The 10,310-nt window shown below is 69.7% G+C and carries 8 protein-coding genes; 3 read left to right on the forward strand and 5 right to left on the reverse strand.

From position 1 onward, the window contains the following. Positions 1 to 28: 28 nt before the first annotated feature. The 3 genes from VFW24_13780 to VFW24_13790 are packed head-to-tail and all read right to left on the reverse strand — an operon-like array spanning position 29 to position 5,260. The gene (locus VFW24_13780) at positions 29 to 2,239 is read right to left on the reverse strand and encodes an ABC transporter permease (GenBank protein HEX5267833.1); all 2,211 of its coding nucleotides are present in this window, start codon (positions 2,237 to 2,239) and stop codon (positions 29 to 31) included. Continuing rightward, positions 2,236 to 3,948, reverse strand: a complete 1,713-nt coding sequence (locus VFW24_13785; protein HEX5267834.1) for a hypothetical protein — start codon at positions 3,946 to 3,948, stop codon at positions 2,236 to 2,238. The genes VFW24_13780 and VFW24_13785 overlap by 4 nt, the downstream gene beginning before the upstream one ends. A gap of 7 nt (positions 3,949 to 3,955) precedes the next feature. Beyond that, positions 3,956 to 5,260, reverse strand: coding sequence for a hypothetical protein (locus VFW24_13790; protein ID HEX5267835.1), 1,305 nt, complete (start codon positions 5,258 to 5,260; stop codon positions 3,956 to 3,958). 433 nt (positions 5,261 to 5,693) lie between these two features. On the opposite strand from VFW24_13790, the gene VFW24_13795 reads away from it, so the two are divergent. Next, a complete protein-coding gene (locus tag VFW24_13795) occupies positions 5,694 to 6,155 on the forward strand; it encodes a GNAT family N-acetyltransferase (GenBank protein ID HEX5267836.1) in 462 nt (153 codons plus the stop codon). A 33-nt stretch (positions 6,156 to 6,188) separates the two neighbouring features. Further along, on the forward strand, positions 6,189 to 7,583 hold the full coding sequence (locus VFW24_13800) for a CoA transferase (protein HEX5267837.1): 1,395 nt from the start codon (positions 6,189 to 6,191) through the stop codon (positions 7,581 to 7,583). 19 nt (positions 7,584 to 7,602) lie between these two features. On the opposite strand, the gene VFW24_13805 is transcribed toward VFW24_13800, so the two are convergent. Then, positions 7,603 to 8,445 carry a PIG-L family deacetylase gene (locus VFW24_13805; GenBank protein ID HEX5267838.1) on the reverse strand — a complete coding sequence of 281 codons (843 nt, stop codon included), beginning with the start codon at positions 8,443 to 8,445 and terminating at the stop codon, positions 7,603 to 7,605. A gap of 48 nt (positions 8,446 to 8,493) precedes the next feature. Here VFW24_13805 and VFW24_13810 point away from each other — a divergent pair, with 48 nt between their 5' ends. Then, complete coding sequence (locus VFW24_13810) at positions 8,494 to 8,874, forward strand: hypothetical protein (GenBank protein ID HEX5267839.1); 381 nt, start codon at positions 8,494 to 8,496, stop codon at positions 8,872 to 8,874. Positions 8,875 to 8,902: 28 nt separating this feature from the next. On the opposite strand, the gene VFW24_13815 is transcribed toward VFW24_13810, so the two are convergent. After that, the coding region (locus tag VFW24_13815) for an AMP-binding protein (GenBank protein ID HEX5267840.1) at positions 8,903 to 10,310 on the reverse strand (1,408 nt) is incomplete at its 5' end.

Here is a 10,310-nt window from a genome sequence, read left to right on the forward strand (position 1 = left end):
CGGCCCGGCTCGCGAGGGTGGAGGACCGTCACGAGCGCGTCCCCTGCGCGACCGGCTCCGCCGCGGCGCCGTCGCTGCCGTTGGGTCCGGTCTCCCCGGCGGCGATTGCCGTGAGGAGGTCGTCCTGGTCCTCCGCCGCAGCCGCCCCGGCCTGGCGCTTGTCGGCCAGCAGGCTCGGGACCACCAGACCGCGTCGGGCCGCCACCACGCGCAGCAGCCGGTCCCGCAGCTTGTAGACGACCTCGCCGATGCCGCCCGGAAAGGCGATGAGCACGTAGAGGACGATGATCCCGGGCACCGCCTGGCGGAACTGGCCCAGCCACGTCTGGGTCTCCAGGAACTTGAAGAACAGCACTCCGATGAGCGTGCCCGTCACCGAGCCGAGACCGCCGATTACCGCGTAGACGAGGGCGGTCATCGAGTCGAGGGCCGGGAAGCTGCCGGGGTTGAGCGATCCGAGGAGCAGCACGTCGAACGCTCCGGCCACGCCGGCGATGATGCCCGCCACCACGAAGCCGGCCAGCTTGATCCGGGTCGTGGGCACTCCCGCCGACTGAGCGGCGCGTTCGTTGTCTCTGGTCCCTATGAGCACCCGGCCGCCGCGGGCCTTGCGCAGGCCCCGGGTGACGAGAATGGCCAGGGCCAGGAAGGCCAGGCACGTGAGGTACAGCTCGTAGAAGTTGTTGAGGTCGAAGCGCTGCAGGAGCAGAGCACGCTGCACCCCGTTCTGGGGAATGAACTGGGGGAAGGTGTCGGTGTTGAGGAAGTACTGGTCGAGAGCCACCGCCATGGCCAGCGTCGTCACGGCCAGGAACTGGCCCTTGATGCGCAGGGCCGGCAACCCGACCAGGAGCGCCACCGCCGCCCCCACCGCTCCGGAGATCAGCATCACCAGGAAGAAGTCGAGATTGAAGTGGGCCACCAGGTTCCCCGCCACCATGGCCGCCACCCCGGCGATGCCGAACTGGCCCAGGCTGATGTGGCCTCCCCACCCGGTCAGCACCACCAGTGAGACCCCGATCAGGGCCCACACCATGGCGAAGCCGGCCAGCAGCTGTTGACTGGGCGACCATCCGTGCGGGACGAGCACGAAGGCGGCGCCCACGACGAGGACCAGGGCCCGACGCGACCAGAGCACCTCCGGTAGCCGTTTGAGCTCGTCGGGAATGGGCTTGAGCACACTGATGGCGGTCCAGGTCGAGGCTCCCGACTCCTCGGCGCGTGACAGCTTCCCGCTCTGGGCCAGGAGGGCCACCACGATCACGGCCAGGTAGAAGACCCAGACGATCGACGGGCTGCTCGACGTGTTCCAGCGCACCAGCTGGTCCATGATGCCGAGGCCGATCGCGGCCACGAAGGCGATCGGCAACGACTCCATACGCGCCACCACGGCGGCGGCCAGCATCGGCAGGAGGACCGTCGGGCCGTTCGACAGCGCCCCGGGCTTCACCCCCTCGAAGGGGGCCTGCAGCATGAACGCCAGCGTGGTCAGGGCGCCTGCGACCACCCAGACGATCGTGGACAGCCGGCGCACGGGGATCCCGAGCAGGAGGGCCCGGTCCTCGTTCTCGGCCGCGGCCCGCACGGCGATGCCGGCGTCGGTGCGAAGGAGGAACCAGCTGAGGAAGGCGATCACCACCGGGACCACGGCCACGATCAGCAGAGCCGAGCTGTGGAAGGTGTACACGTCGATGCGCAGCGACATGCTCAGGGGTGGGGAGAACGATCCGGTCAGGGAGACGAAGTGCTCGTGGGTCGAGCCGATCAGCTCGATGGCCCCGAAGAGCTGGGCCAGCCCGATGCTGGCGACGGTGACCAGCAGGCGGGGCGCCTTGCCGAAGCGGCGGATGGTCGACATCTCCGTCCCGCCTCCGACCAGGGCGCCGATGATCACGGCCCCCGGCAGCGCCAGCCAGTAGTTGAGGCCGTGCACCTTGACCAGTCCGATGGCCAGGACGCCGACCATGCTGCCGAGCGCCCCGTTGGCGAAGAAGATGAACCGGTTGGCCCGGTACACCAGGATCAGCCCGAAGGCGCCGAGGGCGGTGACCGACCCGTAGACGACGCCGACGAGAATGATCCCGATCGGGGCCTTCTGGTGGACGTAGCCGTGGGAGCCGGTGGCCGCCCATGCCAGCAGGTACACCACGACGATGGCCGCCATCACCAGGCGGCCCGGCGTCTTGAGGAACCGGGGCAGCGGGAGGCGTTCTATCCGTTCATCCAGCGCCGATGTCACGAGGGGGTGAAGGGGAAGCCCGCGGGGCAGCCGGGCGGGCCGCCTGGCACAGTTCCGAACGTCCAGCGCTGGTTCGAAGTGCCGACGTAGGCGCCGGCCTTGTTGTTGTACGCCGAGATCGTCGACGGGTTCCAGCAGATCTCCCGCACGTCATTGGGCACGGTGTACTGCTGGCTGTTCCACCCCCACAGGCCCATCGGGCCCTCCTTGGGCGGGTAGCGGAACATCCCCTGCTGGAACGTCTGAGGCGTCAGCTGGGGTCCGGCCATCTGTATGCCGATCGCCAGCATGTCCATCTGGGCGTAGATCAGGTTCACGAAGAACGCCGGTTCGCTCTTGGGGTCGACGCTCTTGTAGGCGGCGTACCCGATGGACTGGGTGTACGGGACGGTCGGGCCGTTGGGGCTGATGCCGAAGGCGTGGGACTGGAACTGCTGGTTGTAGAGCTGGCCGACATAGTCCTGGTCGGTGAGCGCCGTACCGACGACCACGAACTCGGGGAAGTAGCCCTGCTGGGCGCCCTGGCCCGACAGGTAGACCGGGAAGATGGGGTCGCACCCGCAGAGGATCGTGGTCACCCCGTCCGCCTTCAGCTTGGAGATGAGGTTGGCCGCCTGCTGGGACATGGTGCCGAGGTCGAGGGTGTAGGTGTACTTGGTCCCGGCGCAGTTGTGCTGGGTCCCGTAGGCCTGGGCCACGTCGACCGACACCTGGTACCAGGAGTTCTCGGGGGCCAGGAGGGCAAACTTCCGGGGCTTGTTCTTGAGGCCCCCGCCGGCGAAGGATGCCGGCTTGCCGTTGGGGCACAGCTTCTGCACCGTGTAGTCGGCCGCGATCTGGGCCACGTCGGTCCCGTCGGTGGCGACGGACCAGCCGTAGGGCGCGTGCTGCTGGTGCCAGTCGCGGGACAGGTACGGATCCCCGAACGCCATGATCCGCTGGGCCGCCAGATCGGCGGCGTAGGGCTCGGACTCGGCCGACAGGTCCCCGAACACGCTCATCTGCTTGGCGGTCAGGGCGTCGGCCTCGGCCTGGGCCTGGCCCTGGCCGAGCAGCTCGTTCGAGAGCGAGCCCTGACCGTTGTAGAAGTGGACGGCCAGCTTGCGCCCGTAGAACTGGAAGTGGGAGTTGAAGTACTGGACCAGGACCTGGATGGTCCGCTCGGTGTCGGCGTTGGTGTCCTGGAGCTGGGCCCCGGCCAACTGGGCCAGGGTCTGCTGGAAGCTCTGGTCGCTGGTGGCCCGGAACGAGATGTTGATGGTGTTCGACGTGACGCCGGTCGAGGTGGCACCACCGTTGCTCCCCGAGAACGTCATGCACGGCGGGGAGTACGGATCACCCGGGATCTGTTCGGTCTGGCCGGCGCACTGTCCGACGTTGGCCGGCGTGGTCACGGTATGGCCCGCCGATCCGGCGGATCCCTGGGTGCCCGGCAGAGCGCCCGCTCCGCCGGTTGGGGTGGCCGACCCGGGCTGGCCCGGAGTGGTCCCTCCGCCATTGGACCCGGTGGTACCGGGCAGGGGTCCCCCACTTGCCCCGCCCGGGGAGGACGCGCTGGCGCTGCTCTGGACCTTGCTCGGGACCAGCCAGGCCACGAGCACCAGGAGAAGGGCGAAGAGCGCGACCGGGCCGTAGCCGCGCAGCAGCCGGTTCCGTATCCCGGCGCCAGCGGGCCCCTCGGACGACAGAGGTGAGACAGGTGTGGCCACGGGCCCCTCAGTCCTCGAAGCGCGCCTGGTGGACCGGCCGCATCACGCGACGGTCGGCCTCGGCCAGGAGCAGGACGCCCACGAGGCCCAACAGACCGAGGGCCATCAGCGGCCCGCCGGCGCCGGTCCGGGCCGTGGCCAGGATCCCGGAGGACTGCGTTGCTCCGGACGTCCCGCCCGATGACGGAGCCGGCCCCGGAGATGACAGCGCCGCTCCGGACGAGAGGCCGCCGCTGCCGAGCGACGACCCCGCCGTTCCCGGCGTGCCGGGCGTTCCCGGCACGAACTGGTTGGTGGCGCCCAGGGCGAACGACGGCAGGCTGAGGTTGTAGGCGTTGCTGGGGAGGTCCTTGCTGCTGGCGTTCACGCCGCCGAAGGCGGCGTTGAAGTACCCGGCGCCGCTGATCGAGGCCAGGGTGATGGCCGCCACCGTGATCGGCGTGTCCGACTGGCAGAGGGCCTGCTGGAGCTGACTGGGCTCCCACGATCCGAATCCGCTCTCCAAGCCGTGGGTCACCGTGTTGTACACCGGGCCGAGGGCGTTGAGCCCGGCGTCGACCAACGTGTCGCGGCTCTGGTTGGGGACGACCTGGAGCTCGAGGGGACCGACGCTCTCGATGCCCTGCTGATTCGAGGTCTGGGGCAGCAGGATCTTCATCCCGATGTTGCCGATCACCTTGTTCACCGCCACCGCGACGGCCGTCAGGTCGTTCGTCGGGAGCTGGGCGCCGTTCACCACCGCCTTGGTGATCCCGAAGGACCCCGAGGGCTTGGCCGAACCGCTCGACGGATAGGAGGCGTCCCAGTGCAGGCCGGAAAGCACCACTGCCCCGCCGGCCAGGCTGATCGACCCGATGTCCGAGCTGGCTCCCGCCACCCGCTGTCCTCCGACCAGTCCGGACCACGCCTTCGACTGGCCGCCGGTGACGCTCAGCGCCCCGCCCGGGAGCGGGGCCAGGGTGGTGTCGGCCTCGGCGTAGGGGGTGGCCGTGGCCCGGCCGAACTCGGTGGCACCGTAGGTCTGCTGGGGGTTGGTCCGGGTCTGACCTTGATCGGCGCCGGGCTGGCCGGCCTCCACCTCGAGGGGGCTGGGAACGGCGGCGGCCAGAGGCGGTTGCGGCGCCTGACCGCAGTTGTAGGACTTGAGGGACGTGCCGATGGCGCCCAGGTCGAGACCCTGTGACTGCGCCCGGGCATAGCTGTTGGTGTGGCCGGCCAGCGCCTCCCCGAACACGGGGCCGATGGCCAGCGACCCCTCGTGGGGCGTGAGCTGCAGCGTCTGGGCGTAGGAGCTGCCCTGGCCCGGTGCCACCGCCGCCGAGGCGGTCCCACCACTGGCAAAGGCGAGCCCACTGGCGCCCAGAAGGACGATCGAGGCTCCGGTGAGACCCCACCGCAGCCGGCGCCGCCATGCCGGCCGACGATCCGAACGACCTGCACCGCCTGCCCGATTCCGAGTGTCCGCCGTCACTGCGTGCATGTCCGCCGTCATCCGGTGCCGCTTCGACACCGACGGCGGTCCCTCCTTTTCGGTCATTTTCCCCAAATCCGTCACATCACCTAGAACGCCGTCTGCCCGCCGGCCTTGCGAATAAAGCATTGCTACTCAATACAGCATGCACCCCGGAACGGGGGCCGGGAACGCGCCCCCCGGCAGCCGGGGCCGGCATCACCCACCCCGGACTTGCGGGAGAGCTGTACCCCAAACCGGCGGCCGGAACCGCGACCCGGCTTATGGTGTCGCGGTGGAGCTGCGCCGGGTCCGCATCAGCGATCCCGACGTCGAGCCGCTGCTGTCGGGACTGGCCGACGAGTATCGGCGCCGGTACGGCGAGCAGGACGAGCTGTCCAGCGTCCCTGACGTCGAGTTCGACCCTCCGAGCGGTCTGTTCCTGATCGCCGTCGAGGCGGGCGAGGTCGTGGCCGGCGGCGGCTTCCGGTATCTCGAGACCGGGGTGTCTGAGGTCAAGCGGATGTGGACACGGGACGACCGGCGCCGGCGCGGGTTGGCCTCGGCCCTCCTCCTCGCCCTCGAGGCGGCGGCCCAAGAGGTCGGCTACAAGACTCTCCGCCTCGAGACCGGGCCGGCCCAGCCGGAGGCGGCGGCCCTCTACGAGCAGCGCGGCTACCAGCGGATCCCCGTCTTCGGCCGATACCAACAGGCCCTCGCCTTCGAGGTCGACCTGGCATCGGCCGGGCCGGGCTGACGAGGCCGGGACGACGGGATGGAGCGGCGACAGGTGGAGCAGGCGGTCGCGCTGGCCGGACTGTCGCTTCCTGCCGACGTCCGGTTCCGTGTGGAGGGGTCCGACCCGGTCCTGGCCTCCCCCCACCACCTCGGGGAGGGCGCGGCGGTCTGCCGGCTGCTGACCGGGGTGGCCGCCAACGAGCTGTGGAGGTTGCGCACAGGCCGCTCCCAGGAGCTGACCGTGGACGCCCGCCACGCCGCCGCCGCTCTGCGCTCCTACCTTCACGCCCGGCTTGTCGGCCAGCCCCCGCTGTCCCTCGAGGCCGCCGCCCGGGCCCGGGGGACGCTGCGGTTCACCCGGATCGCGGCCACGCGGGACGGCCGCCACGTCCAGCTCCACGGCTCCTTCCATGACGGCCCTCAGATCCTCGACGAGCTGGGATTGGAAGAGCCCAGCTCGGCTGAGGAGATCGACGGGGCGGTGGCGAAGCGGGACGCCTTCGAGCTCGAGGCCGCCTTCGTGCGCCGCCGGATCTGCGGGGGAGTGGTCCGGTCCCGGCAGGAGTGGGCCGATCACCCCCAGGGCCGGGCCCTGGCTGGGCTGCCCGTGGTCCAGGTCACGAGGATCGGGGACGCTCCGCCCGAGCCGCTCCCCGACGGGGACCGGCCCACCAGTGCGGTCCGGGTGATCGATCTGACCCGGGTGCTGGCCGGGCCGACCTGCGCCAAGACCCTGGCCGAGCACGGCGCCGACGTCCTCCACGTCGGAGCCCCCCACCTGGAGGGAGGCGGCCCGTTCGAGCTGGAGACCGGGATCGGAAAGCGCCAGGTGGTCATCGACCTGGACGTCCCCGAGCAGGCCCAGGCCATGCGGTCGCTCATCCGGGGCGCCGACGTGTTCTCCCAGGGCTACCGCCTCGGAACCCTGGCCCGCCGCGGCTTTGCGCCTGCCCAGTTGGCCGCTCTACGTCCCGGCATCGTCTACGTATCGGAGAACTGCTACGGCCTCACCGGGCCGTGGGCGGAGCGCCCGGGCTGGGAGCAACTCGGCCAGGCCGCCACCGGCATGTCGTTCCGGGAGGGCCGCTCGGCCCCCGACGGCATCCCTCGCCTCGCGCCCGCCGCCGTGAACGACTACAGCACCGGGTATCTGGCCGCCTACGGAGTGATGGTGGCCCTGGCCCGGCGGGCCCAGGAAGGCGGGTCGTGGCACGTGCAGGTGTCGCTGAGCCAGACCTGCATGTGGTACCAGAGCCTGGGAGACGACTGCGACCCTGACGCGTCCGACCCTGGTGAGGTCGAGACCTACCTGGCCGAGATGGACACCGCCGACTTCGGTCCCATCCGGTACCTCACGCCGGCCCTCCACATGTCGGAGACCCCGCCCCACTGGGAGCTGCCCCCCGCCCTCCAGGGGGCCCACCAGCCGGTGTGGCTGGATCGCTGAACAGCGCCTGGGGGTTCGCTCAGCGGAGGCCGGAGAAGAGATCGTCCTCCGGGACCGGTGCCCCGGTGCGGTCCTCGGCGCGGATGAAGGTCTCGTGCCCGAAGATCTCGACGAAGGCGTCCTCGGGGAAGCGCACCCACCACGACTCGTCCAGTTGGCTGGCGTGCGCGGCCAGGGCATCCCTCTTCCGGGTGGCGAATGCGGTCGTGTCCACGCTCGTCGTGATGCGCTTCTCGGCCTCCTCCATCTGTCGCACCACGTCGGGATCGAGCATCCGCTGGGGTGGGGCGGGAACCTCGATGCCGGCTGCGGCCATGCGCTCGCGGAGCTTCTGCCAGTCCCGCCGGCGGCGGGCGATGAAATAGAGCTTGGCGGGGATGCCCGTGGTCCGGTAGGCCTCCACCGCTATGCGGTGGACCTGCAGGTGGTCGGGGTGGTTGTACCCCCCCATGTCGTCGTAGGTCACGATGACCTGGGGCCGGTAGCGCTCCACCAACGACACCAGCCGGCCCACCGACTCCTGCGCCGGGACATTGCAGAACACGTGGCTGTGCTGTCTGAAGTCCCAGTCGGGCATGCCCGAGTCGTGGTAGCCGAGCAGCTCCACATGGGTGAGCCCGAGGTGCTGGCTCGCCTCCTCCAACTCGGCCAGCCGGGTCTTGGCGACCTGGTCCGGGTCGTGGCCCTCCTCCCCGGGCTTGACGTGGCCGGGCCCGTCCCCGTACTCGCCGTTGGTACAGGTCACGAGCACGGTCGTGATTCCCTCGGCGGAGTAGCGGGCCAGCACCCCACCCGTGCTGGACGACTCGTCGTCCGGGTGGGCGTGTACCGCCATCAGGGTCAGATCGGCGGGACTCCCCATCCCCCGAGCATGCACCACCCGGCAGCCCACCTGCTAGACCCGGTCGGAATGACCGTCACGAGCGTGGCCAACCTGGCCGTCAAGGTGGCCGACATCGGGTCGGCGGTCGCCTGGTTCCGGGCCGCCGGTGCCGCGGCCAGCGATCCCGTCGCGTGGGAGGGCGCCGAACGGGCTGACGTGGCCCTGGGCGCCCTTCGGCTGACCCTGTTCACGCGCGCCCTCTATGAGGAGACGACGGACCTCCCGGCCGAGGGGTTCCTCCACGCCGCCCTGTTCAGCGACGACCTCGAAGCCGACACCGAGGGCATGCGGCCTCTGTGGGGGCCGGCGGTAGTCCGTGGTGGCTTCGGGGTCCGCCGGGTCGTCTTCGTCGAGGCGCCGGGCAACATCCGACTGGAGTACATGGAGCAGCTGGGCGAAGAGTCTTGAGCCTCCGGGCCGCCGCCAGCAGCACTCGCTAAGACGTGGGGGTGGCGGCCACCTCCGCCAGGCCCAGCTCCCGGGTGGACACCTCGCGCATCTCGAGCTTGCGGATCTTGCCGGTCACGGTCATCGGGAAGCCGTCGACGAACTTCCAGTAGCGGGGGATCTTGAAGGTGGCGATCCGGCCCCTGCAGAACGAGACCAGCTCCTCCTCGTCGGCCCGGGCCCCGTCGCGGAGCTTCACCCAGGCCATGACCTCTTCCCCATAGCGGGGGCTCGGGACACCGATGACCTGCACGTCGGTGACCCCCGGGTGGGTGTACAGGAATTCCTCGATCTCCCGGGGATAGATGTTCTCCCCCCCTCTGATGATCATGTCCTTGAGACGGCCGACGATGGTCACGTAGCCCTCCCCGTCCATCACGGCTAGGTCCCCCGTGTGCATCCATCGGCCCTCGTCGATGGCCTCAGAAGTGGCCTCGGGATCGTTCCAGTAGCCGAGCATCACGCTGTAGCCCCGGGTGCAGAACTCCCCCGCCGTCCCCCGGGGCACGATCGCTCCGTTGTCCGGGTCCACGATCTTGATCTCGACGTGCGGATAGACCCGGCCGACCGTTCCGGTCTGCTTCTCGATGGGATCCCCGATCAGGGACTGCGTCGATACGGGCGACGTCTCCGTCATTCCGTACATGATCGTGACCTCGGGCATGTGCATCGTGGTGAGCACCTTGCGCATCACCTCGGCCGGGCACGGCGCCCCGGCCATGACACCCGTACGCAGGCTGGTGAGGACGAAGTCCCCGAATCGGGGGCTGTCGAGCTCCCCGATGAACATCGTCGGAGTGCCGTAGAGCGAGGTGCACCGCTCGACCTGCACGGATTCGAGCGTGGCCACCGGATCGTAGGACTCGGCCGGGATGACCATCGTGGACCCGTGACTGGTGCAGGCCAGGTTGCCCAGCACCATCCCGAAGCAGTGGTAGAAGGGCACCGGAATGCATACCCGGTCGGCCTCCGAGTAGTGAAGACCCTCTCCAATGAAGAAGCCGTTGTTCAGGATGTTGTGGTGCGACAGGGTGGCGCCCTTGGGGAAGCCGGTCGTGCCCGAGGTGTACTGGATGTTGATGGCGTCATCGAACTGGAGGTCCTCCTCGACCCGAGCCAGGTCCGACTCGTCGACACCGTCCCCCTCTTGGAGAAGGTCCTCCCAGTCCTCCTCGAGCATCACCGTCTCCCTCAAGGCCGGACACCCGCCTCTGACGTCGGCCAGCATGGCCACGTAGTCACTGGTTCGAAATGAGCGGGCGAGGATCAGGAACAAGACACCGGACTGGTTGAGGGCGTAGCGGAGCTCGGCCGTCTTGTACGCCGGGTTGATGTTGACGAGCACCGCGCCCATCCGGGCCGTGGCGTACTGGACCACCACCCACTCGTACCGGTTC

Source organism: Acidimicrobiales bacterium (assembly GCA_036273495.1).
Classification (GTDB): domain Bacteria; phylum Actinomycetota; class Acidimicrobiia; order Acidimicrobiales; family JAJPHE01; genus DASSEU01.